Origin of the sequence: Stenotrophomonas sp. TWI1149 (assembly GCF_039673155.1) — a bacterium.
Taxonomy (GTDB): domain Bacteria; phylum Pseudomonadota; class Gammaproteobacteria; order Xanthomonadales; family Xanthomonadaceae; genus Stenotrophomonas; species Stenotrophomonas maltophilia_AA.
Window position 1 is genome coordinate 237,495 of the sequence record NZ_JBDJLB010000004.1, and the last position, 22,414, is coordinate 259,908.

Here is a 22,414-nt window from a genome sequence, read left to right on the forward strand (position 1 = left end):
AGAGGTCTCTACTCGGATTCGGGGGAGGTCGGCGTGGCGGCGATGGCGGCGGCGTAACCGCCGTGGCCGTGGTCCAGCGAGCGCGCCACGCGCCCGGTGGTGGTCACGCTGACCCCGGTCAACTCATGGATCTCGCGATACGGCACGCCCTGCTGCAGCAGCGGCACGACCTTCCAGCGGTCGGACAGCGCCTCCAGCTCGGCCGGCGTGCACAGGTCGCGCAGGAACGCGGTCACCGCCCCGGGATCGGAGAGGGCAGCAAAGGCGCGCGCCAGCGAGGCCAGATCGGCCTGGGCATCTTTTTCACGGGGGATCGGACGTAGTTTCATCGTATCAATGTAATAGCGTGCTATTACATTAGCCCAAGCGAGGGGCACGGTCAAACCGTTGTATTGAGCGGAACGGGATTGTTCAGGGTCCGGAAACGAACAACGCCCGCGTGGGCGGGCGTTGTTCCGGGTATCCAGGAAGCGTACCGACCCACGGTCGGCACCTACCGGCAGTGGACCTCGGCGCGCAGGGCGCCGCTGCCGAGGCATTCGCCCAACAGGCTGCCCTGGCGGCTGGGAAGCTGCTCCAAGGCCTCCAGGGGGCCTGCGCCGTTGGGGCACACGCTGCTGGCCAGCTCGCGCAGGTCGTGCTCCAACAGCTGCTGGTCAACCATGTGGCAGCGCTCGACGGTCAACCGGTAATGCCCGGGGCCGATCCGCTTGCTGCGCAGCTGCGGGTCGCTCTGGCAGCCGGCGAGCAGGAGCAGCATCACTGCCCCTGCGGCGGCCTGCTTCATGCCATCGCCTTGGCCTGCTCCAGCTCGACCTGCAGCGCGCTGGCCAGCTCGTCGCGGGCGACCTCGAACTGCTGCTCGCGCAGCAGATCCTTGACCGCGACCACGCCACGCGCCAGCTCGTCCTCACCGGCCAGCACGACGAAGCGGATGCCCGCCTTGGCCGCGTACTGGAACTGCTTGCCGATCTTCTTCGGCTCCATCTGCACTTCGGCATTGATGCCGCCGATGCGCAGGCGACGGGCGATATCCAGCGACTCGGGCAGGCCGTTGTCGTCCATCAGGGCGACCAGCGCGTGCACGCTGCTGTCCTCGATACCGGCGATCAGGCCGGCTTCGCGCAGCTGCCAGAACAGGCGGGTCAGGCCGATGGAAATGCCCACGCCCGGCAGCTTGGACTTGCTGTAGTGGCTGGCCAGGTCTTCGTAACGGCCGCCGGAGCAGATCGAGCCGATCTGCGGGTGGTCGGTCAGCGTGGTCTCGTAGACGGTGCCGGTGTAGTAATCCAGGCCGCGCGCGATGGAGAAGTTCAGGCAGTAAGCGGTCTCCGGCACCCCCAGTGCCTTGACCAGCTGCAGCACTTCGCGCAGTTCGGCCACGCCCTGCGTGAGCGTTTCGCTGGCGGCGCCATCAACCAGCAGCGCATCCAGCTGTGCCAGCGCATCGGCATGGCTGCTCGAGCGCACGGCCACGAACGCCAGGATGCGCTCGACCTGTTCGGCTGGAATCGCAAAGCCCTCGCCCACCAGCGTCTCGCGCACGTAATCGGCGCCGCGCTTGTCCAGCTTGTCCACTTCCCGCAGCACGGCCAGCTGGCGCTCGCCATCGGCCACGCCCAGGCTTTCGAAGAAGCCGCGCATCAACTTGCGGTTGTTGAGCTGCACCGAGAAATCGCCGATACGCAGTTCAGCGAACACCGCATGGATGACCGCCAGCACTTCCGCGTCATAGCGGGTGCTCAGCGTGTCCTTGCCGATCACATCGATGTCGCACTGGTAGAACTCGCGGAAGCGGCCACGCTGGGCGCGCTCGCCACGGTACACCCGCTGCATCTGGTAGCGGCGGAACGGGAAGGTCAGGTCGTGCTCGTGCTCGGCGACATAGCGTGCCAGCGGCACGGTCAGGTCGAAGCGCAGGGCCAGTTCCGGCAGCGCCTTCTCTTCCGCTTCGGCGGCGTTGGCCAGCGCACCGGTGGACTGCACGAAATACACCTGGCGCTCGGTCTCGCCGCCGGATTTGGTCAGCAGCACATCGGACAGCTCGAACACCGGCGTCTCCACCGGCAGGAACCCGAACCGCTCGTAGTTGCGGCGGATGACGTCCAGCATGCGCTGGAACGCGATCTGCTCACGCGGCAGCAATTCCATGATGCCGGGCGGCGTACGGGGCTTGATCACTTGCGGGACTCCTGCGGAAACGGGGGATGAGCGAGCGGCATATTCTAGCCGCAGCCGGCGCAACGAGCCGCATCCGGGAGCCGGGAGCCGGGCCAAGGGCGGCATGAAGTATCATGGGCAGGCCCCGCTTGCTGACCTGACATGACCCGGCCTCACCCCGGTACCGCGCTTTCCGCTGTTGAAGACCCCGCCGCCCCCGGCTGCTCGCCCCTGCGCGACTGCCTGCATTGCTCGGTCCGGCACCTGGCGGTCTGCTCGGCGCTGTCGCCGGATGAAGTGCAGGCGCTGGAACGGGTCACCGTCTCCCTGGCACTGCCGCTGGGCTCCACGCTGGCCCGTGCCGGTGAGCCGCGCCAACATGTCTATACGATTACGGCCGGTGCGCTGCGCCTGGTCCGCACGCTGGCCGACGGTCGGCGCCAGATCAGCGGCTTCGTGCTGCCCGGCGATTTCCTGGGACTGAGCGGCAGCGATCATCACCGTTACGATATCGAAGCCATCGCCGACAGCCGCGTCTGCCGCGTGGCCCTGCCGCAGATGAAGGACCTGCGCTCGCGCTTCCCGCACCTGGAACGCAAGCTGCTGCAGCGCGCCTGCCAGGAGCTGGATGCCGCCCAGGACGCCGCGATGGCGCTGGGCCGGCTGCAGCCGGCCGAGAAAGTCGCCGATTTCCTGCTGCGCCTGGCCGCGCGCGAAGCACTGCTCGGTGAACCCGGCCTGCGCGTGACCCTGCCGATGGGCCGTGGCGACATCGCCGACCATCTTGGCCTGACCATGGAAACGGTCAGCCGCACCTTCACCAAGCTGCGCCAGCAGGGCCTGATCGCCCTGCCCCATCTGAACACCGTCGAGATTCTGGACGAGGCCGGCCTGCAGAAGCTCTCTGCCGACGAATCCTACTAGGCGTGCCGGGCGCTGCCCGGCTGCTCCGGCGTTCCGCGCGTCAGCCGCCTCACCCGCGCAACAGCACCTCGCGCAGCGCGCCATACTCGGGGGCACATGCCTCGGCCGTCGCGGGCCGCTCCAGCAAGGCGGCCAGTGCCGGCGGCACCTCCAGCGGCTTCCCGATCAGCGGCTCCACCACCGACTCGAACTTGGCCGGATGCGCCGTCGCCGCGACCGCCCAATGTCCCTGCACGCCCGCGGCCCGCAGATGCTCCAGGCGCGCCACTGCGGTTGCCGTGTGTGGACAGAAGACTTCGCCATGCAGGTCATGGCGGCGGCGGATCAGTTTGCGGATCGCCGCATCATCCACCGCCTCGGCAGTGAACGCGGCCCGGAGCGCCACATCATCTTCGTTGTACAGCCAGCGCAGCCGCTCGAAGTTGCTCGGCGCGCCCACGTCCATCGCATTGGCGATCGTCGCCACGCTGGTCCGCGCCTGGTAGGCCTCGCCGTGGAAGTAGCGCGGCAGCACATCGTTGGCATTGGTGGCCAACGCGATCTGCCCCAGTGGCAGGCCCATCGCGCGCGCCAGGATCGCCGCCATCGCATTGCCGAGGTTGCCGGTGGGAATCACCAGGTTCAGCACGTGGCCGGTCTGCGCCTGGTGCACCAGCGCCGCATGCGCGTAGTAACTCATCTGCGGCAGCCAGCGGCCCAGGCTGATGCTGTTGGCCGAGCTCAACGGCACCTGGTCCTGCAGCTCGCGATCGCCCAGCGCCTGCTTCACCATCGCCTGGCAATCGTCGAAGGAACCCGCCACCCGCAGCGTCTGGATGTTGTCGCCGAAGCAGCCCAGCTGATGCGCCTGCCGCGGCGAGACCCGGCCATCCGGGTACAGCACCACCACACGGATCCCGGGCTGGCGGTGGAACGCAGCCGCGACGGCGGCCCCGGTGTCCCCCGAGGTGGCGACCACGATCGTCAGCGGTCGTTCTCGCCCCTGCTGCAAGCGGGCCAGGCATGCGGCCAGGAAGCGCGCACCGAAGTCCTTGAACGCTGCGGTCGGGCCATGGAAGAGCTCGAGGACATGATCATCGGCGGTCGCCAGCGGACGCAGCGGCGCCTCGAAATCGAAGGCCTGCCCGCACAGCTCGGGCAGCGCTTTCTCCAGGGCATCGTCATGGAAATACGGGGCCAGCACCGCCGCGGCGGTGTGTGCGAAGGAACCCTGCGCTGACCAGCTCTGCAGCTGCGGGCGATGGTCGGGAACATACAGGCCGCCGTCCGGGGCGAGGCCGGCGGCAAGCGCCTGGCTGAGCGAAGCGGCGGGTGCAGCGTGACGCGTCGAAACGAACTTCATCGGATATCCCAACGTAGAGAGAGTGGAAGCGTCACAGCAGGCGCGCGGCGGGGGCATTCAAGGGCGACACCCAGCCCTGACTCGCGAAGCCTGCGTCCGCGAACGCCTGCTGGACCGCGCCCTGCGCAGCAAGCGCGGCGTCACGCCGCTCGAACCAGGCAAACACGCTCGGCCCCGCGCCGGAGATGCTGGCGCCCATCGCCCCGGCATCCAACGCAGCATCGCGCGCGGCGGCAAACCCGGCGATCAGACCGGCCCGACGCGGTTCGATCAGTACGTCACGCAGGCCGGCGCGGACCAGCGAGGCATCGCCGGTGTAGCAGCCACTGAGCACCAGCGCCAGGTTCGCGCTCTGCGCAACGAATTCGCCCAGAGCGTAATGCCCCTGCAGCGCGGCGCGTGCGCGACGCGTCTCCAGCACCGCATCCGGATGCACCAGCAGGCTGTGCCACGCCGCCGGGACCGGCACCGGCACCAGGCGATCGGCGGTGCTCAGGACCAAGCCACCCAGCAGCATCGGGCCGAGGTTGTCGCCATGGCGGCCACCACTGGCCACCGCCTCGCCGGTCAACGCGAACGGATACAGCGCCTCACGCGACAACGGCTGCGGCAACAGCGCATTGGCCGCGACCAGCGCCGCCACGCACGAGGCGGCCGAGCCGCCCATCCCCGAGCCCAGCGCGATGCCCTTGTCGATCTCCAGCTCGAATCCAAACGGCAGATCCAGCGCGGCGCGCAGCGCGATCAACGCGGCGCCGGCGGTGTTGTCCTCGGCCACCCGCGGCAGATCCACCGTGGTGCCGCGGATCGCGTGGATGCGTACCACGGGCTCCGCGATCCGCCGCACCGTCACGGTATCGCCGACGCCCTCGATGGCGTGGCCGAGGATGTCGAATCCCACCCCCACATTGCCGACCGAGGCCGGCGCGAACGCACGTGCTTCAACGATGCTGCCGTCACTCACAGGCGTGCTCCTTCGCCCACCGCCACGCGCAGCACATCGGCGAACACGCCGGCGGCGGTGACCTCCGGCCCGGCGCCCGGGCCCTGCACCACCAGCGGGTTGTCGCAGTAGCGGCGCGTGGTGAACTGCACCACGTTGTCGGTCAGTCGCAGGTTGGCGAAGGCATGCCCGGCCGGCAGTGCGACCAGGCCGACTTCAGCGCCGTCCGGCGTCAGGCGCGCCACATAGCGCAGCACCGCGCCGTCCGCTTTGGCGACGGCCAGGCGCTCGGCGAACACCGCATCGATCTGCGGCAGGCCGGCCATGAAATCGTCCACGCTGGCCTGGCGCAGTGCTTCAGGCACCAGACTCTCCACGCGCACCTGCTCCAGGCTGAGCTCACGGCCCGCCTCACGCGCCAGGATCACCAGCTTGCGCGCCACATCCACGCCGGACAGATCATCACGCGGGTCCGGCTCGGTATACCCCATGCCCCGCGCCTGGCTGACCAGCGCGGAGAACGGCACCTGGCCATCGTATTTGTTGAACAGCCACGCCAGCGTGCCGGAGAAGATGCCGTCGATCGCCAGCACTTCATCGCCGGTATCGACCAGGTCGCGCAGCGTGGTGATCACCGGCAGGCCGGCACCCACCGTGGCCTCGTAACGGAAACGCGCGCCGCTGCCGGCGGCCGCCTCGCGGATCGCGTGATAGCGCTCCAGCGGACCGGCGCCGGCCTGCTTGTTCGGGGTGACCACGTGGATGCCCGCCGCCAGCCAGCCGGCATAGCGGTCGGCCACGTCGGCACTGCCGCTGCAGTCGATGATCAGCGCGTGCGGCAGGTGGGCGGAGAGCAGGTGTTCGGTGAATGCGTCCAGATCGCTCGGCTGCGCAGGACCGGACAGCGCCGCGCGCCAGTCGCCTTTCAGGCCGCGCTCGTCCAGCACCATCCGCGTGCGCGAGGCGACCGCGCGCAGGCGCAGATCCACATTGGCGCGGCCGAGCAACTGCACCTGCGCCGCCTGCAGCTGATCCAGCAGCGCCGCACCCACGTTGCCCGGACCGATCACACCGACCGAGAACGTCTGCGGCGACAGCCAGAAGCCGGCATGCGCCGCACGCAGCGCTTTGGTGGCGTGGCGGCTGTCCACGGCCACGGAGATGTTCCGCTCGGACGAGCCCTGCGCGATCGCCAGGATGTTCACCTGTGCGCGGCCCAGCGATTCGAACAGGCGCGCGGCCACGCCGGGCTGCCCGGCCATGCCATCGCCCACAGCGGCCAGCACGCTGACGTTGTCGGTGAGCTGCACGCGCTGCACCTGGCCCAGGCTCAACTCGTGGGCGAAGGCCTGCAACAGCGACTCGCGCGCACGCACGGCCTCGGCCTGTTTCACCACGCAGCAGATCGAATGTTCGGAGGAGCCCTGCGAGATCATCACCACCGACACATGCGCATTGCGCAACGCCGCGAACACACGCTCGGCCGTGCCCGGCACGCCGATCAGGCCGGTGCCTTCCAGATTGAGCACGGCCAGGTCCGGGCTCAGGGTCAGCCCCTTGATCGGGCCGGAGGCGGTGCGCTCGGCGGTGATGCGCGTACCCGGATGATCCGGGTGGAACGTGTTGCGGATGATGATCGGCAGGCCACGCTCGATCGCCGGGGACATCGTCTGCGGGTGCACCACCTTCGCGCCGAAGTACGCCAGCTCGCAGGCCTCGTCGTAACTCAGCGCTTCCAGCTGGACCGCCTCGGGCACCACCCGCGGATCGGCCGAGAGTACGCCGTCCACGTCCGTCCAGATATGCAGCTCATCGGCGTTGAACAGCGCGGCGAAGATCGCACCGGAATAGTCGCTGCCGTTGCGGCCGAGCGTGGTGATGCGGTCCTGGCGGTCGCGGGCGACGAAGCCGGTCGCCACGATGCGCACCTGCGGGTGCTGCAGGCGCCACTGCGCCAGGCGTTCGGCGCTGCGCACCCAGTCCACATCCACGCCCAGCTCACCGCGTTCGATCACCAGCACATCGCGCGCATCCAGCACCGCGCAGTCTTCGCCCAGCGTCTGCAGGTATTTCCCGAGCAGCTGGGCTGAATACACCTCGCCCATGCCCTGCACGCGGTCCAGCACCTCGGCGGGCAAGCCACCGATCACCGCCAGCGCACCCAGCACCTCGGCCAATTCGTCGAAGCGCTGGTCCAGCCACTCCACGGTCGCGCCGGCGTGCTCACCGAGCAGGGCCACCGCCGCGCCGCGATGGCGCGCCCGCAGCGCATGCCACTGCTCGCGCCAGGCCGAGCCCTCTTCGGCCGCCAACGTCGCCACCGCGATCAGCGCATCGGTGACGCCCTTCATCGCCGAGACCACGGTGACCTGCATCGCCTCGTCACGCGCCAGCAGCAGCTGCGCCACGTGGCGATAGCGTTCGGCATCGGCGACCGAGGTGCCGCCGAACTTGTGGACCACGGTGGCCACGCCGGCCCGCGACGCGACGGAGACGGCAGGCAGGGCGGAAGGTGGAGCGGAAGCGGCGACAGAAGACATGCTGACCTCGATGGGAGGCCCCGCGTCATATCAGGTTCGAGAGTCTCCCCCGCCACCTGATCTGGGTGCGGGGCCGTGGTTTTCGGAAATTACGCGAAGACGACGGGCCGCACCGGGCGAGTGGTGGCGGTGGTAATGATGGTGGTACCGGTCGACACGGCCTGGCCGCCCGCGGAGGCGGGAACGAGCAGGTAGGCGTGGGCGACGGTGATGACCATGGGCAAAGAAAACTACGCCGCCGCCCTGCTTGTCAAGTGCTGCATCGCAAAAGATCGCCGCACGTCATCTGCACTGATCGTCGGCCAACAAGTTGCGAATGACACCATCCAGGCGGCACAACGGCTGCCCTAGCCAACGTGCTCGGCCACCGCCGCGGGCCGCCGATGCGCATGCGCGCACATCAGCACGCCGGACACCAGGCAGATGATCGCCACCGTCTCCATCAGCGTCGGCCAGCGCTGCTGCCAGGCAAAGCCATAGAGCAGCGCGAACAGGGTTTCGAACACGATCATCTGCCCGGTCAGGGTCAACGGCAGGTTCCGGCTGGCGCGGTTCCAGCACGCGTTGCCGAGCACCGAGGCGACCACGGCAACGCCGGCGCTGATCAGCCAGAAGTTCAGCCACTCGCCGGGGGGATGCACCGTCGCGCTGGTCAGGAAGGCGCAGGGCACCAGCACCAGGGCGAGCCCGCCGGTGGTGATGCCGGTCAGCAGCGACCAGTCGTGCCCGGACAGGTCCGGCCGGCGCGCCAGCCAACGGCTGTTGCCGATCGAATACACCGCCCAGGACAACAAGGCACCGACCGCGCACAGCAGGCCCAGCAGCCTTCGCCCGGCCGAGCCCTCGGCGTGTTCGGCCAGCACGGCCTCATAGCCCACCAGCGCCACGCCGAGCAGGCACAGCAGCAGCGCAGGGGCAAGGCGTCGCAGCGGCACGGCGCCTTCCTCGCGCACGCCGGCCAGGGTCACCACCACCGGAATCAACCCGACGATCAGCGAAGCGGCGGCACCGCCGGCCCACTGCACCGCGTTGGCCAGCAGCAGGAAATAGACCAGGTTGCCGGCCAGGCTCAGCCACAACAGGCCCCGCCACTCGGCCCAGCCGAGCCGGTCCTTGAGCTGCCGCCAGCGCGGTGCCAGCAGTACCACGGCGATCAGGCCATAGACCAGGTAACGGCCGGCCGAGAGCTGCACGGCGTTGAAGCTGCGCAGCATCGCCGGGGCGAGGAACACCACGCCCCACAGCGCGCCGGCGGCGATGCCATTGGCGATGCCCACGCCCATCGATCGTTTCATTGTGGCTCGCGCTTGTGCATTGGCCGCGCAGTGTAGGAGCCGCGGGCGGCGGCGTCTTGACCGAGGCTACTGCCGCCGGAACGCCTGCGGGGTCAGCCCGGTTTCCCGGCGCAGGGCACGGGTCAGCGCACTGTGCTCGGAATACCCGGCATCCAGTGCGATCGTGGCGATGCTGTCGGTGCTGGTGAGCAGCCGATGCTTGGCCCAGCGCAGCCGGCAGGCGCTGAGCCAAGCCTGCGGCGGCACCCCGAACTCCTGCACGAAGGCCGCGTGCAGGCGGCTGCCGCTGATCCCGACCAGCGCCGCCATGCGGGCCACGTTCCAGTCCGCGCCAGGATGGGCCGTCAGCCGCGTGCACAGCGCATGCAGCCGCCCTGCGCTGCCGGCGGGCGCGTACTGCTGCAACAGCACGGCCAGCAGATCGTGGTTGGCGTGCTCTGCCGTACCCGTCAGGCGCTGCCGCAACCCCTGGGGCAGGGCCAGCCAGCGCTGGCGGCGCAGGTGGTCGAGCGTATCGTCATCGATCACCCCGGCCGGGCAGTCGACGATCAGCATCAGGTGGTCGCCATCGCCGGTCTGCGCATGTCCCTCGCCGGGCGCCACGAAGGCCCCCTGCAGCACATCCAGGCGTCCGCCAACCGCATCGACCTCAACATCCAGGTCTCCGCGCAGCGGCAGCACCCATTGCGCAAAGTCGTGCCGGTCCACGTCGCTGGACGTTCCGTAACACCGCAGGTGGCAGGCGCTGGCAGGCATGCCGATAGTCTGCGCGCAGGGCAAAGGGCACCGCAAGCCGCGCTTGCGCGTACCATGGCGGCCGACCCGTACAACATGGAGCGTTTACCGTGGCCTGCACCATCGTTCCGCTGAGTGATCGCCCCGACCTGCTGCCCCTCGTGGCCGGGTGGTACTTCCAGGAATGGGGACACCATGTTCCCGGAATGGCGCTGTTGGATGAGCAGCAACGGCTGGAGGTCTTCCTGCAGGACGATGAGCTGCCGCTGCTGCTGATCGCGCTGGACGGTGAGGTTCCCGTCGCTGCCGCGCAGCTCAAGTTCCATGAACGCACCGAACGCCCCGAACGCCTGCATTGGCTGGGCGGCGTGTATGTCGATCCGGCGCACCGCGGGCGCGGCTTGGCCGAGAAGGTCATCGCTGAACTGGTGGTGCGCGGCCGGGCGCTCGGCGTCCGCGATATCTACCTGCAGACCGAAGCCGATGATGGCGGCCTGTATCGCAGGCTCGGGTGGGTCCCGTTGGAGTCCGTGCCGCATGCCGCCGGGATGCCGGTGCGGATCATGGTCCGCAGCGTGGCTGCCGATCCGGTCGACTGAACGCGCGGTGGCCGCCGCGGGCCGCAGGGATGAATGCGACGCCGTTGAACGGCGTCAGCGGAAGCGCACCGGCTGCGGTGCAGGGCGGTCGGCCAGCGAGCCGAGGGTGAAGGTGTAACCGGCTTCTTCCAGCAGCTTGCGCATGCGCAGCTCCGCGCGCTTGGGATAGGCCAGCGACGTCGGTGCATGCAGCGCGTACGAGGTCGATTTCCCGGGCAGCGTTTCGCGGGTCACCGAGGACTGATTGGTCTCGCACGCGTTGGCCCACAGGTCCATCAGCACCTTAGGGCCGATGGATTGATTGTTGCTGAGACGAAGCGTCAGCCAACGCATGTGTTCCATGACAAATCCAAGCGGCTCTTTGTCCCGAGTATGCACCAATTCCCGCACCACCGTTCGGCGCCGTGCGGGCCCTGGCCAACGCCAGGGTTGCCGGGCACAAACGAACAGCCCCGGCAGTGCCGGGGCTGTTCTGGTACCGCTTCAGGAAGCGACTGGAACTCAGTGCTTCATGGCGTGCTTGCGGTCGCGCATCACCGCATGGCATTCCTGCACCTGCGGCAGCAGACGCTGCACTTCCTGACGCGCGGCCGGCGAGGTGTCGGCGTCGGTCAGGGTGTCCTTGAACGCCTTAAGCAGGCGATCCTCGGATTCTTCCAGCTCGGCCACGTAGCCGTACTGCTTGTCGCCCAGGGTGGCGCGCACCTTGCCGTAGAACTGCTGCATGGAACCGACGAAGGTGCCATGGTCGGCCGGCTTGCCGCCTGCGGCGACAACGGTGGCGCTCAGCGAGCGGACGATCTCATTCTTGACACCGGCAATACGGGTGAAGAGCGCCGCCAACTCGGCATCTTCGACCTTGCCTGCGGCCTCGGTGTAGAACTCCTGGCCATCGCGGGCGATTTCGATCAGGTCGTTCAAGTTATGCGCGGTCTTCGATTCGGTATTCACTGCGATGTACTCCTGTTGGTCCGGTTTGGCCCGTGAGTTGTTGTCGGGGTGAGTCGACTTTTCCGCATCGGCCATGAAGTCGGCGTGACACTGAAATACAAGTGTTCAGCGAGCTCAACGCCCTGCGTGATCGATGTGCACGGCGCGTCGTCGGCGTGCGAAATGCGTGTTACTTCGCTGCCCTTTTCCGCTTCATCCATGACAGGCATTGCCCAGCAACCGCAGTGAGCAGGATCAGCGAATTGGTCACCACGAACACGATCGATCCGGTGGCCGCGCTGTACGCGATGAACAGCACCGACGCAGTGATCTGGCCGACGAACAACCACGTCGATACCGCCTGCGCGTCGTCGGCCGTCCACTGCTTCCAGATCTGCCGCCACAGCGTGGCGATCAACACGGCGGTCGCCGCCCAACCGAGCAGGTCGATCGGCTCCATCAGCGCGCCAGCAACGACGTCGGCGCGACGTCGCCCATCACCTCATCCGTCGCCAGCGCAACGCGCTGCTCCAGCCGACGCAGGAAGTCGCTCAAGCCATGCGGCGCACGCGCCTGCCGGCGGGCGCTGGTGATCACCCGCGGTCTGGCCAGGCGCGCGACCCGCATGCCCGCGCCCTGCATGGTCTGGATCAGCGCGACGTCCTCACCGGTCGCCAGTGGCGCGAAGCCGCCCGATTGCCGATACGCCGCCGCGCTGAAGCCCATGTTGGCGCCGTGCACGTGCGGATGCCCGTCCACCGCATGCTCACCCTGCAGGAACTGCTCGCGCACGGCCTGCGGATAGTCCAGCCAGTCGCCCACCGCCACCACGCCGCAGAACGCACTCGCGCCGCAGCGAAGTTGCCGCGCAAGCCAATCCGGCGGCACCACGCTGTCCGCATCCGTGCAGCCGATCCAGCGGGCGCCAAGCGCCAACGCCCGCTCGCTGGCCGCCGCACGGGCGACGCCGACGCAGCCCGCCTCCACGCTGACCACCTCCACTCCCATGCGCTGGCAGATCCAGCCGGTCGCATCGGTACAGCGGTCCAGCGCCACTACGATGACCACCGGCTCGTCGCGCAGGGCCGGATGCAGGGCGGCTACGTGCAGCGACTGCAGGCAGGCAGCAATCAGTTGTTCTTCGTTGTGCGCGGGAAGGGTCACGGCAATCATCGCAGCCCCTCGCGCTCTGCGACGGAGGTCGTGTCGGCTGACCACCCCTCCAGCAGCATGTCCTCGTCACGATAGGAAAACAGGCGAGGCAGACAGGCATCCAACTGCGCGTGCACGAACGCCGCGCTGCACCGCGCCTGTTCGAACGGCACGCGCCAATGGCAGGCGACCACCACACCCTGCGGCGCCAGCGAGGTGACCACCTGCGCGGCGGTCTGCTGCATGTCTTCCGGGGTCATGTAGTAGCCCATCTCACCGAGCACGATCAGATCGAACTTGCCGGCCGGCCATGACTGCGGGTGTCGTGCCTGTTCGATGGTGACGTGCGCGAGGCCCCCTGTCATCACGCGCGCCGCGGCGACCGCGCCCTCGCTCAGGTCGGTGGCGAGCAGCTGGTCGCAGCGCTCGGCCAGGGCCGCCGTCAGGACCCCGTTGGAGCAGCCCAGCTCCCAACCCCGGGAAAAGCGCGCGCGCGGCAGGCTCGCCAACGTGAGCGCGCGCTTGCGGCGCTCGTACCAGCGGGTGCGGTACTGGAAGGGATCCTCTTCCTGGTACAGCGCGTTGAAATAGGCGACATCGCTCATCCGATCAGTACCTCGTAATTCCGTTCGAAACGCTGCAGCACCGCGGCAGGCAGGATGGGATCGCAGTCCAGCCCCTGCACCGCACCGGTCTGGGTCACGAACTGCCGGATGGCCTCGCGCTTGCGCGCCACGATCGCGTCATCCAGCACATAGCGCGTGGCCGGCACCCAGGCCGTCGGCGCCGCCTGCGGGTCCAGCCAATGCCAACCCCAGACGGGATATTCCTTCAGTGCCGCACCTCGCGTGGCGCAGGCCTGCACACACCCGCGGGCGACCGCTTCATGGTCCGGATGTCCGTCGAAGCGCCATGGCGCGAGCACCAGATCATCGGCCTGCAGCACGTCCGCCAGCTGCCCGGCAATCCACGTTTCGCTGGCCGTCACCGCGCCGTCGTCGATGTGCCAGGAGAGCCGCTCGGCACTCGCCAGACCCAGGCACCGAAGCGCCTCGTCCAGTTCGGCGGCGCGGGCCGCGCGCAGCCTTTCCGGCGTCCACGCGGGGTGATCGGGATAGCAGGCCTCGCCATCGGTCACCGACACCACCACAATTCGCAGGCCCTGTTGGTGGGCCAGCGCCATCAGCCCGCCGCAGGCCAGCACTTCATCGTCGGGATGCGGCGATACCACTACCAGCCGCCGCGCATCGCCGAACAACGCCGCAAGCGACCCAACGGGCAGCGTCTGCAACCAAGGCGATGCCGACCATTGCGCTTCCGTCACGCCGCCGCCTGCGATCTGACGATTCACAGCGTCCACGCACGCCCCTCCCGGTGCATCAGGTTGCCGAGATGCTGCCAGTCGCGGTCAGCGTGGCTCTGGCGGATGAAGACGGTCAGGTCGGACCAGCGCCGCGCGTGGGCCGGATCCATGCACATCGGCCCGGGACCCAGTGCCCTCCCCACCCGGTCCAGGGTCAGGGTGGCAGCCCTTTCCACCGCGCTGCGTGCCCGCACGATTTCCTTCTGGTGAGGCAGCTCGGGCTGCGCATCGATCAGCGCGGCCAGCTCGCGCAGCAGTGAGGCGCACGGCGACAGCGCCAGATCGATCTCGCCCAGCAGGCCGGCCGCCGTGCCCGGCTCATCGGCCCGCGCGGTGTGCAGCAGCGGCTCGGCCAAGGCACTGGCGCCACCGAACCAGCAGGCGGCAATACCTGCGCCGCCGTGCCAGAACCCGGGGCGCTGCAGGTAAGCATCTGCCGCCCCGACCTCGATGGCCGGCACCTGATCGAAGCGCGCGGTTCCACTCGGCACCCGCCCCATCCCCGTCGCCTGCCAGGTCTGCGGCAGGAAACTCACACTGGCACGGCGCACCGGCGCCAGGAACAGGCGCGAGCGCCCGTCATCGCGCACCGTCACCAATGCGTGGTCGACCCAGCCGGCACCGGAACACCAGGGTTTGTCACCGGAGAGGGTGCCGCTGGCCCGATCAAACCGCAGGGTTGCCGCTGGCCCTTCGGCCGCCCAAACCGCCCCCAGCCGATCCCGGTCGGGAGCGGTGGCGCCCAGTTCTTCCAGGATCGCCTGTGCGTCGTAATGCGCTTCGAGCACCTTGGCCAGGCACAGATCACGTGCCGCTATATGGGCCAGCGCCTGCCAGCGCAACAGCGTGTCCCCGCTGCCGGGGCGCGGCAATGAGGGTTGATGTTCGATCCATGTGCGGGCTTGTGCCTGCAGGTCATCGGTCTCGGTCACCGGCTGCGGAGCGGCCGGTACTGCAACGGGAGCCACGGCATTCATGTCAGGGCGTCAGGATCACCTTGCGGCAATCCTCCTCTTTGCGGTCGAAGATTTCATAGCCACGCACCGCGTCTTCGAGCGACAGGCGATGCGTCACGATCACGCCCGGGTCCAAGCGGCCTTCGCCGATGTGGTCGAGCAGCTCCGGCATCAGCTTCTGCACATGGGTCTGGCCCATCTTGAAGGTGAGGCCCTTGTCGAACGCATCGCCGAGCAGGAAGCCATGGATGAAGCCGGCATACACGCCGGGAATGCTCACCGTACCGCCGCGACGGGTGGCCGCGATGCACTGCCGGATCGCCACGCCACTGCTGCCTTCCACCTTGAGCGTGGTCAGCGCCGATTCCAGCGCGCTGCCCTCCGCTTCGAAACCCACCGCCTCGATCGTGGCGTCCACGCCGCGTCCGTTGGTCTGGGTGATGATGTACTCCGCCGGATCCTCCACCTGGGTGAAATCGATCGGGGTCACGCCGTAGGTCTGCTGCGCGAAGGCCAAGCGATACGGCAGATGGTCGACCATGAAGATCGTCTCCGCCCCCAGCAGGCGGCAGCACGCCGCGCTCATCAGCCCGACCGGACCGGCACCGAAGATGGCCACCGTGGAGCCGGGCTTCACCCCGGCATTGATCGCGGCCTGGTAACCGGTCGGCAGGATGTCGGACAGGAACAGCACCTGCTCATCGGACAGCGCATCGGGGATGCGCAGCGGCCCGACGTTGGCCTTCGGCACGCGCACGAACTCCGCCTGCCCGCCCGACACGCCGCCGTAAAGATGGCTGTAACCGAACAGCGCCGCCGGCGGGCGGATGCCCTTCTGGTTCACGGCAGCGCCCTTGCCGGTATTGGTGGTCTCGCAGGCCGCGAACTCGGCCAGGCGGCAGTGGAAGCACTCGCCACACGCGATCACGAAGGGAATCACCACGCGGTCGCCCGGGCGCAGGTCCATCACCCCCGCGCCGACCTCCTCCACCACGCCCATGAATTCATGGCCGAGTACGTCGCCGGTGTGCAGATCGGGAATCTTGCCGCGGTACAGATGCAGGTCCGAGCCGCAGATCGCCGTGGCGGTCACCCGCAGGATGATGTCGTCCGGGGCGGCCAGCGCAGGATCCGGCACGGTATCGACCCGTACATCCTTGCTGCCGTGGTAAGTCAGTGCGCGCATAGCAAACTCCGTGTCCAGGTACCTCTTTGGTACGTGGTACGGCGTGGCAGCGTCGTGACCGCACCGTGTGCGGGGTGTCTATCCGGGTGAATGCGCCGCGCGGCAGGACCGGAACGCGTGGCGCTCCGTAGTGCGTGAGGACTGAATCATTCATTCTGCAGGCGCGGCGAGTGACGCTCGCGTCGGTCGCTTACTCCACCGAGGGCGCCGACGGCGTCTCTGGATCCGGCGGCAGTTCCTGCGGCGGCGACGCCGGCGCAGGATCACCCTCCGGCGGAATTTCCTGCGGGGGGTCCTGTGCCGGCGGGTCGCCACGGCCAGGTTCTTCCACCGGCGGCGCAGGTGGCAGCGGGTCCGGGGTCGGGGCCGGCACCTGGGCGATCACATCATCGAATGAGGCAATCCTTTCACTATCCAGTGTCATGTACATCGCGCGTGTTCCTGATTGTGGGGCCGCGCCCGACGCTACGCGGCGTACCGTCAACATCCAGCGATGGCGAAACTGGCGGACGAACGCGCTCGCTCAGTCACCTCCCTCGGAGCGACTCTTGTTCACGGTAATCTCGCCGGAGGTTTCCAGCACCGCCAGCTCGACCTGCCCGAAGCCCTCGCAGCCATTGGCACGCATCGCCACCTCCAGATCGGCCGGGCTGACATTGCAGCGCTTCACCTGATCCCAGTAGATCGTGCCGTGCCGCGCCAGCACCACCGGCACGCCTTCCACGATCTGGTTGAGTCGCTTGCTGCGCGCCCCGACGAACCCAACGAACCAGTTCAGCCCGATCAGGGTCGCGGCCAGGATGAGCCCGCCGGGCAGCGAGGTGTCCTCCCCGATCAGCGAGTTCTGAACCGCCGTGCCCAGCAGCACGATCACCAGGATATCGAAGGGTGTGGACTGCCCCATCGAACGCTTGCCACTCATCCGGGTCAGCAGCAGGACCACGACATACACCGCGACCGCGCGGACCACGAACTCCCACCATTCCATCCCCAACTCGAACATCTCATGCATCGCGGCAGCCTCCGTGTGGCGAGGTCTGGACGATAGGAAGTCAGAGGTGAAGCCGATGGGAGCACCCGCCCTTCACAGCACCCCCGCTCCTTCGTAACAGCCGCAGGACTAGCGTCGCGCCATAACCGCCCTACCCGTTCGCGCAGGAGCTACACCATGCAGCACGACAAGACACCGCCCGCCTCCACCGAAGACGCCCACGCCACGCACAACCTGCCGCCGGCGGAAGGCAAGGTCGACAGGAAGCGCACTTCCGAGAACCACGACGAAGCGCTGGAAGAGACCTTCCCGGCCAGTGACCCCATCTCGCCGTTCGTCGCGGCCAAGCCACCGACGGACGACAAGGACGCGAAAGATCCGGATGCGGCGCACCTGAAGACCGAAAGCGAGGGCTACAACCAGCACGGCCACGGCAAGGGCGGCAAAGCCGGTGAAGGTGAGCCGGACGGGGTGCGCGAGGACGACGGAGTTACCCAGCCGAACTTCGGCCAGCACGGCACGGCCGGCAAACAGACGCTGGATCACTGATCAACGAGGACATGTCATGACCACGAGCCCGCGAGTACCGGCCACGAAAGAAGACGACCAGCAGAAGAGCCACACGCCGGACAAGCTGAGGAACGATGACGCCCGGTGGAAGGAGAAGGACATGCCGGAGGCGGAGCATGGGGCGACGCCTGAGGATTATGAGCGGCCCGGGAAGGTGTGAGGTCTGGAGCGCCTGATAGCGTCACTTCACTGCCAGGGCCATGGAGCCTTCCGCCGTCAGCATCGCACGGCCCTGAATGGTCGACGATGGTGACCCCGGCCCGATTCGAACGGGCGACCTTCCCCTTAGGAGGGGGACGCTCTATCCAGCTGAGCTACGGGGCCACGGAGGGCGTAAAGGATACAGGCAAACCGCGCATTCCATCCAATCACCGCTGCGCACGCACCACGAGTGCCCCGTTACCCGCCACTCATCCCCGACAGCGGCAACTGCCCTATGCTCCTGTGCCCCCGCGATGAGTGACGTAAATGCATTCCCTGTGGGTCCTGCTGTCCCAACTGGGCGACAGCCGATGGTTGCTCCCCTTAAGCGGGGTGCTGATCCTCTTCGGTGCCCGGGCGAACCGTGCGCTGCGCATTCGATGGGCGGTCGGCCTGGTCGTTGTCGGCGGACTGTCCCTCGCCTCTAAACTGGCGTTCCTGGGGTGGGGCATCGGCTGGGCGCGCCTGGATTTCACCGGATTCAGCGGCCACGCGACGATGACGACGGCGGTGTATCCGGTCGTCTTCTACCTGACGCTCCAGGGGCGGGTGCGGTGGCCGCTCGCCGGCGCGGTGCTCGGTGCACTGCTCGCCGCCGCAATCGCTTACTCACGGCTGCCATTGAACGCCCATTCGGTGTCGGAGGTCGTCAGCGGAGGGCTGTTGGGCATCGCCGTCAGCGCCATGGTCCTGAAGGCGCGGGATGACACCGCCAGGACGCCACTGCCTGCCATCGCCGCCGCCGTGCTTGGCGCAGCGATGGCCCTGGTGCTCTTGTCGGGCGTGCGGACGCACGATCTGGTGATGCGCCTGGCGACCGGTTTGTCCGGACGCGGCGAGGTGTTTACCCGCGCCAGCGCCTGCAGCCACCCGGCCTCGCACGCGGCGCCTGCCTGCCAGCCGAAGCGCTGATCACCCTGGCGGGGCGAAGGGAGTCTGTGCGACGACCGCCATACGCCGGGCAATGGAGGCGCCGAGGCCGCTGCACCGCCAGATGAGGCATTGCCCCCCTCTGTTACCATTCGGGGTTCAGCTTGCCGCCCCCCACCCTGCCAGCGGCCAGCGCCTTACAAACGCAACGCAACAGGAGTTTGCATGTCCTCTGACCTGCTCAAGGCCCTCGGCCTCGACGCGACCAACGCTGGCACCTACCTTGGCAACGGCGAGTGGTCCACGGCCACCGATGCCGGTGTGATCACCCCGGTGAACCCGACCACCGGCGAAGCCATCGCCCAGGTCTACGCGACCACCGACGCCGACTACGAAACCATCGTGGCCCGCGCCCAGGAGGCCTTCAAGGTCTGGCGCACCACCCCGGCCCCGCGCCGCGGCGAAGCCGTGCGCCTGTGCGGTAACGCCCTGCGCGCCAACAAGGATGACCTGGGCTCGCTGGTCGCGCTGGAAATGGGCAAGAGCAAGCCCGAAGGCGATGGCGAAGTGCAGGAGATGATCGACATCGCCGACTTCGCGGTGGGCCAGAGCCGCATGCTCTATGGCTACACCATGCATTCCGAACGCCCGGGCCACCGGATGTACGAGCAGTACCAGCCGCTGGGCCTGGTCGGCATCATCAGTGCGTTCAACTTCCCGGTCGCGGTGTGGGCCTGGAACTCCTTCCTGGCCACGATCTGCGGCGATATCTGCCTGTGGAAGCCGTCCAACAAGACCCCGCTGACCGCGATCGCCTCCATGCGCATCTGCAATGAAGCGCTGCGCGAGGGCGGATTCCCGGACCTGTTCTTCCTGATCAACGATGCCGGCACCGAGCTGTCGCAGAAGATGGTGGCCGACAAGCGCGTGCCGCTGATCAGCTTCACCGGCTCGACCCAGGTCGGCCGCCAGGTCGCCGAGAAGGTCGCGCATCGCCTCGGCCGCTGCCTGCTGGAGCTGGGTGGCAACAACGCGATCATCCTGGACGAAACCGCCGACCTGAAGCTGGCGGTCCCGGGCATCGTGTTCGGCGCCGTCGGTACCGCCGGCCAGCGCTGCACCACCACGCGCCGCCTGATCGTGCACGAATCCATCCATGACGACGTGCTGGCCACGCTGATCAAGGCGTACAAGCAGGTCGAAGGCAAGATCGGCGATCCGACCGACCCGGCCAACCTGATGGGCCCGCTCAACAGCGAGGGCGCGGTGGAGCAGTTCCTGGCCTCGATCGAGAAGGCCAAAGCCAGCGGCGGCACCGTGCAGACCGGCGGCACCCGCATCGACCGCGCGGGCAACTTCGTGTTGCCGGCCATCGTCACCGGCCTGAAGAACAGCGACGAGGTCGTCCAGCACGAGACCTTCGCCCCGATCCTGTACGTGATGAAGTACAGCACGCTGGACGAAGCGATCGACATGCAGAACGGCGTGCCGCAGGGCCTGTCGTCCTCGATCTTCACCACCAACCTGAAGACCGCCGAGCGCTTCCTCTCGGCAGCGGGTTCGGACTGCGGCATCGCCAACGTCAACATCGGCACCTCGGGTGCGGAGATCGGCGGTGCGTTCGGTGGCGAGAAGGACACCGGCGGTGGTCGTGAGTCCGGCTCGGACGCCTGGAAGGTCTACATGCGCCGCCAGACCAACACCATCAACTACTCCGACTCGCTGCCGCTGGCCCAGGGCATCAAGTTCGACCTGTGATGGATCCGACGCCCCACCTGCCGACCGGCCCGCGCCTGGAGTTCACCGGGCGCCGGGTACTGATCGCCGGGGGCAGCAAGGGCATCGGGCGCGCGATGGCGCTGGCGTTTGCTTCGGCAGGCGCCCGCGTCTCGGTCTGCGCCCGCGGTGAGGCCGGTCTGGCCGCGCTGCGTGCGGATGCCGGGGCGCTCGGCCTGGCCGTGCATACGGCCAGTGCCGACCTCTCCCGGCTGGACGACATCGGCCGCTGGCTGGCCGATGCCGCGCAGGCCCTCGGCGGCATCGACGTGCTGGTCAACAACGCGACCGGGTACGGCATGACCGACGATGAGGCGGGCTGGGAAGCCAGCTTGAACGTCGATCTGCTGTCGGCCGTGCGCGCCTCGCGGCTGGCCCTGCCCTGGCTGCAGCAGTCCAGCGATGCCTGCATTCTCAACCTGGCCTCGATCGCCGCCCAGCAGCCGCGCCCGGGTGGCGCGCCGTATGCGGCCGCCAAGGCCGCGCTGATGCACTACACCACTTCGCAGGCCCTGGCCCTGGCGCCGCACCGCATCCGCGTCAACGCCATCGCCCCCGGCTCGATCGAGTTCGAGGATGGCCTGTGGGCGCGCCGGCGCGAGCAGGACCCCGAGCTGTATCGAAACACCCTGGCGAAGATTCCGTTCGGCCGCTTCGGCGAGCCGGCGGCCATCGCCAACGCCGCGCTGTTCCTGTGCTCGCCGCTGGCGGGCTGGATCACCGGGCATACCTTGAATGTCGATGGTGGCCAGGTCCTGATGGGATAAAACCGCCGCTGGCCCTATCATCGAACCCTCCCACCGCGACCAGGACCTGCATGAGCCTTCCGCCCCGACAAACGAGTGCCATGGCCGTGGTCAGCCTGATCATGGGCATCCTCGGCTGGACCGCCCTGCCCTTCATCGGCAGCATCGCGGCGATCATCACCGGCCACCTGGCCCGTGCCGAGATCCGCCGCCGGCCGCTGGAACTGGAAGGCGACGGCATGGCGCTGGCCGGCCTGATCCTGGGCTGGATCGTGGTGATCGGCAGCCTGCTCGCCCTGGTGGTGGTGCTGTTGTTCTTCGGCGGACTGGCCTGGTTTGCCGCTACCCAATCGTGAGGTGCACATGAGCCGCTCGGATTCGACCGAACGCTTCAGCAGTCGGGTTGCCGACTACGTCCGCTACCGTCCCGACTATCCCCCGGCCTTGCTGGACTGGCTGCACCAGGACATCGGTGTGCCCACCGAAACCCTGGTCGCCGATATCGGCGCCGGCACCGGCATTTCCACCCGGCTGTTCCTGGCCGCCGGCCACCCGGTCATCGCGGTGGAACCGAACGCGGCCATGCGCGAGGCCGCCGAGCAGTTGCTCGCGCCGGACTATCTGCGTCTGAAGGTCGCCGACGGCACCGCCGAGGCCACCGGCCTGGCCGACAACAGCGTTGGCCTCGTTGCCGCAGCACAGGCCTTCCACTGGTTCGACACCACCGCGGTGCGCCGCGAGTGGGCGCGCATCCTGCAGCCCGAAGGCATGGCCCTGGTGTTCTGGAACTCGCGCCTGCTCGATGCCTCGCCGTTCCTGATCGGCTACGAGCAGCTGCTGCTGGAGTTCGGCACCGATTACACCGAGGTCGCCGAGCGCTACCAGGACGATGACACCATGCGCGCGTGGTTTGGCGAGGGTCTGCGTGGCATGGCCCGGCTGCCGAATGTGCAGCGCATGGACTACGACGGCCTGCGCGGCCGCCTGCTGTCTTCCTCGTATGCACCACAGCCCGGTCACCCGCGCCACGCGGCGATGCTGGACGCACTGCAACAGCTGTTCGACGCCCACGCGGTGGACGGCCAGATCGCCTTTGAATACCAAACCCGTGCCTTTGTCGGCACGCTGGACTGAT

Annotated in this window: 29 protein-coding genes and 1 tRNA gene; 10 read left to right on the forward strand and 20 right to left on the reverse strand. The window is 68.2% G+C overall.

Going from position 1 to position 22,414, the window contains the following annotated elements; all coding sequences use genetic code 11:
• Positions 1 to 8 precede the first annotated feature (8 nt).
• The 3 genes from ABE424_RS06550 to hisS all read right to left on the reverse strand — a co-directional run bounded on the left by ABE424_RS06550 (position 9) and on the right by hisS (position 2,181).
• Positions 9 to 329, reverse strand: coding sequence for a YerC/YecD family TrpR-related protein (locus ABE424_RS06550; RefSeq protein WP_346488947.1), 321 nt, complete (start codon positions 327 to 329; stop codon positions 9 to 11).
• A gap of 164 nt (positions 330 to 493) precedes the next feature.
• Positions 494 to 760, reverse strand: coding sequence for a hypothetical protein (locus ABE424_RS06555; protein ID WP_346490945.1), 267 nt, complete (start codon positions 758 to 760; stop codon positions 494 to 496).
• Positions 761 to 783: 23 nt separating this feature from the next.
• Positions 784 to 2,181, reverse strand: a complete 1,398-nt coding sequence (gene hisS / locus ABE424_RS06560) for a histidine--tRNA ligase (RefSeq protein WP_346490944.1) — start codon at positions 2,179 to 2,181, stop codon at positions 784 to 786.
• A 141-nt stretch (positions 2,182 to 2,322) separates the two neighbouring features.
• Between hisS and ABE424_RS06565 the strand changes: the two genes are divergently transcribed.
• On the forward strand, positions 2,323 to 3,084 hold the full coding sequence (locus ABE424_RS06565; RefSeq protein ID WP_179459088.1) for a helix-turn-helix domain-containing protein: 762 nt from the start codon (positions 2,323 to 2,325) through the stop codon (positions 3,082 to 3,084).
• 49 nt (positions 3,085 to 3,133) lie between these two features.
• Here the strand turns inward: ABE424_RS06565 and thrC are convergent, their stop codons facing one another.
• The 4 genes from thrC to ABE424_RS06585 all read right to left on the reverse strand — a co-directional run bounded on the left by thrC (position 3,134) and on the right by ABE424_RS06585 (position 8,127).
• Positions 3,134 to 4,426: a threonine synthase gene (gene thrC / locus ABE424_RS06570; RefSeq protein ID WP_346490943.1), complete on the reverse strand. Its 1,293-nt coding sequence runs from the start codon at positions 4,424 to 4,426 to the stop codon at positions 3,134 to 3,136.
• A gap of 31 nt (positions 4,427 to 4,457) precedes the next feature.
• Positions 4,458 to 5,390 carry a homoserine kinase gene (locus ABE424_RS06575; RefSeq protein ID WP_346490942.1) on the reverse strand — a complete coding sequence of 311 codons (933 nt, stop codon included), beginning with the start codon at positions 5,388 to 5,390 and terminating at the stop codon, positions 4,458 to 4,460.
• Complete coding sequence (gene thrA, locus ABE424_RS06580) at positions 5,387 to 7,909, reverse strand: bifunctional aspartate kinase/homoserine dehydrogenase I (protein WP_346490941.1); 2,523 nt, start codon at positions 7,907 to 7,909, stop codon at positions 5,387 to 5,389. The genes ABE424_RS06575 and thrA overlap by 4 nt, the downstream gene beginning before the upstream one ends.
• An 89-nt stretch (positions 7,910 to 7,998) precedes the next feature.
• A complete protein-coding gene (locus ABE424_RS06585; protein WP_346490940.1) occupies positions 7,999 to 8,127 on the reverse strand; it encodes a hypothetical protein in 129 nt (42 codons plus the stop codon).
• Between ABE424_RS06585 and ABE424_RS06590 the strand changes: the two genes are divergently transcribed.
• Positions 8,126 to 8,260: a hypothetical protein gene (locus ABE424_RS06590; protein WP_346490939.1), complete on the forward strand. Its 135-nt coding sequence runs from the start codon at positions 8,126 to 8,128 to the stop codon at positions 8,258 to 8,260. The two genes, ABE424_RS06585 and ABE424_RS06590, sit on opposite strands and share 2 nt — an antisense overlap.
• On the opposite strand, the gene ABE424_RS06595 is transcribed toward ABE424_RS06590, so the two are convergent.
• Both ABE424_RS06595 and ABE424_RS06600 read right to left on the reverse strand, forming a co-directional pair.
• Positions 8,257 to 9,204: a DMT family transporter gene (locus ABE424_RS06595; protein WP_346490938.1), complete on the reverse strand. Its 948-nt coding sequence runs from the start codon at positions 9,202 to 9,204 to the stop codon at positions 8,257 to 8,259. The two genes, ABE424_RS06590 and ABE424_RS06595, sit on opposite strands and share 4 nt — an antisense overlap.
• A gap of 66 nt (positions 9,205 to 9,270) precedes the next feature.
• A complete protein-coding gene (locus tag ABE424_RS06600; protein ID WP_346490937.1) occupies positions 9,271 to 9,960 on the reverse strand; it encodes an AraC family transcriptional regulator in 690 nt (229 codons plus the stop codon).
• Positions 9,961 to 10,049: 89 nt separating this feature from the next.
• Between ABE424_RS06600 and ABE424_RS06605 the strand changes: the two genes are divergently transcribed.
• On the forward strand, positions 10,050 to 10,538 hold the full coding sequence (locus ABE424_RS06605) for a GNAT family N-acetyltransferase (RefSeq protein ID WP_346490936.1): 489 nt from the start codon (positions 10,050 to 10,052) through the stop codon (positions 10,536 to 10,538).
• Positions 10,539 to 10,592: 54 nt separating this feature from the next.
• On the opposite strand, the gene ABE424_RS06610 is transcribed toward ABE424_RS06605, so the two are convergent.
• From ABE424_RS06610 to ABE424_RS06655, 10 genes are all read right to left on the reverse strand, one after another.
• Positions 10,593 to 10,880 carry a hypothetical protein gene (locus tag ABE424_RS06610; RefSeq protein WP_046272599.1) on the reverse strand — a complete coding sequence of 96 codons (288 nt, stop codon included), beginning with the start codon at positions 10,878 to 10,880 and terminating at the stop codon, positions 10,593 to 10,595.
• Positions 10,881 to 11,039: 159 nt separating this feature from the next.
• The gene (locus ABE424_RS06615) at positions 11,040 to 11,489 is read right to left on the reverse strand and encodes a PA2169 family four-helix-bundle protein (RefSeq protein WP_019183020.1); all 450 of its coding nucleotides are present in this window, start codon (positions 11,487 to 11,489) and stop codon (positions 11,040 to 11,042) included.
• A 169-nt stretch (positions 11,490 to 11,658) separates the two neighbouring features.
• Positions 11,659 to 11,928: a hypothetical protein gene (locus tag ABE424_RS06620; protein WP_346490935.1), complete on the reverse strand. Its 270-nt coding sequence runs from the start codon at positions 11,926 to 11,928 to the stop codon at positions 11,659 to 11,661.
• Entirely contained in the window at positions 11,928 to 12,641 is a 714-nt protein-coding gene (locus ABE424_RS06625; protein WP_346490934.1) for a glycosyltransferase, read from the reverse strand. Before ABE424_RS06625 ends, ABE424_RS06620 begins: the two co-directional genes overlap by 1 nt.
• Entirely contained in the window at positions 12,638 to 13,225 is a 588-nt protein-coding gene (locus ABE424_RS06630; protein ID WP_346490933.1) for a class I SAM-dependent methyltransferase, read from the reverse strand. Before ABE424_RS06630 ends, ABE424_RS06625 begins: the two co-directional genes overlap by 4 nt.
• The gene (locus ABE424_RS06635) at positions 13,222 to 13,980 is read right to left on the reverse strand and encodes a PIG-L family deacetylase (protein WP_346490932.1); all 759 of its coding nucleotides are present in this window, start codon (positions 13,978 to 13,980) and stop codon (positions 13,222 to 13,224) included. Before ABE424_RS06635 ends, ABE424_RS06630 begins: the two co-directional genes overlap by 4 nt.
• Positions 13,968 to 14,960 carry an acyl-CoA dehydrogenase gene (locus tag ABE424_RS06640; RefSeq protein ID WP_346490931.1) on the reverse strand — a complete coding sequence of 331 codons (993 nt, stop codon included), beginning with the start codon at positions 14,958 to 14,960 and terminating at the stop codon, positions 13,968 to 13,970. Before ABE424_RS06640 ends, ABE424_RS06635 begins: the two co-directional genes overlap by 13 nt.
• A 1-nt stretch (position 14,961) precedes the next feature.
• Positions 14,962 to 16,125 carry a zinc-dependent alcohol dehydrogenase gene (locus tag ABE424_RS06645; protein WP_319207935.1) on the reverse strand — a complete coding sequence of 388 codons (1,164 nt, stop codon included), beginning with the start codon at positions 16,123 to 16,125 and terminating at the stop codon, positions 14,962 to 14,964.
• Positions 16,126 to 16,315: 190 nt separating this feature from the next.
• Positions 16,316 to 16,555: a hypothetical protein gene (locus tag ABE424_RS06650; protein ID WP_346490930.1), complete on the reverse strand. Its 240-nt coding sequence runs from the start codon at positions 16,553 to 16,555 to the stop codon at positions 16,316 to 16,318.
• Between the two features lie 93 nt (positions 16,556 to 16,648).
• Positions 16,649 to 17,137: a YetF domain-containing protein gene (locus ABE424_RS06655; RefSeq protein ID WP_346490929.1), complete on the reverse strand. Its 489-nt coding sequence runs from the start codon at positions 17,135 to 17,137 to the stop codon at positions 16,649 to 16,651.
• A 156-nt stretch (positions 17,138 to 17,293) separates the two neighbouring features.
• Here ABE424_RS06655 and ABE424_RS06660 point away from each other — a divergent pair, with 156 nt between their 5' ends.
• Together ABE424_RS06660 and ABE424_RS06665 are read left to right on the forward strand one after the other, a co-directional pair.
• Entirely contained in the window at positions 17,294 to 17,665 is a 372-nt protein-coding gene (locus ABE424_RS06660; RefSeq protein WP_346490971.1) for a hypothetical protein, read from the forward strand.
• Positions 17,666 to 17,681: 16 nt separating this feature from the next.
• Complete coding sequence (locus ABE424_RS06665) at positions 17,682 to 17,846, forward strand: hypothetical protein (RefSeq protein ID WP_346490928.1); 165 nt, start codon at positions 17,682 to 17,684, stop codon at positions 17,844 to 17,846.
• Between the two features lie 87 nt (positions 17,847 to 17,933).
• On the opposite strand, the gene ABE424_RS06670 is transcribed toward ABE424_RS06665, so the two are convergent.
• A tRNA-Arg gene (locus ABE424_RS06670) sits at positions 17,934 to 18,010 on the reverse strand.
• A 144-nt stretch (positions 18,011 to 18,154) separates the two neighbouring features.
• Here ABE424_RS06670 and ABE424_RS06675 point away from each other — a divergent pair.
• The 5 genes from ABE424_RS06675 (at position 18,155) to ABE424_RS06695 (ending at position 22,413) form a co-directional block, all read left to right on the forward strand.
• Positions 18,155 to 18,799, forward strand: coding sequence for a phosphatase PAP2 family protein (locus tag ABE424_RS06675; RefSeq protein ID WP_346490927.1), 645 nt, complete (start codon positions 18,155 to 18,157; stop codon positions 18,797 to 18,799).
• A gap of 183 nt (positions 18,800 to 18,982) precedes the next feature.
• Positions 18,983 to 20,515 carry an aldehyde dehydrogenase family protein gene (locus ABE424_RS06680; protein ID WP_346490926.1) on the forward strand — a complete coding sequence of 511 codons (1,533 nt, stop codon included), beginning with the start codon at positions 18,983 to 18,985 and terminating at the stop codon, positions 20,513 to 20,515.
• Positions 20,515 to 21,300 (forward strand): SDR family NAD(P)-dependent oxidoreductase, encoded by a 786-nt coding sequence (locus tag ABE424_RS06685; RefSeq protein WP_346490925.1) that lies wholly within the window; start codon positions 20,515 to 20,517, stop codon positions 21,298 to 21,300. Before ABE424_RS06680 ends, ABE424_RS06685 begins: the two co-directional genes overlap by 1 nt.
• Before the next feature lie 50 nt (positions 21,301 to 21,350).
• Positions 21,351 to 21,635, forward strand: coding sequence for a DUF4190 domain-containing protein (locus ABE424_RS06690; protein WP_346478034.1), 285 nt, complete (start codon positions 21,351 to 21,353; stop codon positions 21,633 to 21,635).
• Between the two features lie 7 nt (positions 21,636 to 21,642).
• Positions 21,643 to 22,413, forward strand: coding sequence for a class I SAM-dependent methyltransferase (locus tag ABE424_RS06695; RefSeq protein WP_346490924.1), 771 nt, complete (start codon positions 21,643 to 21,645; stop codon positions 22,411 to 22,413).
• Position 22,414: the final 1 nt, after the last annotated feature.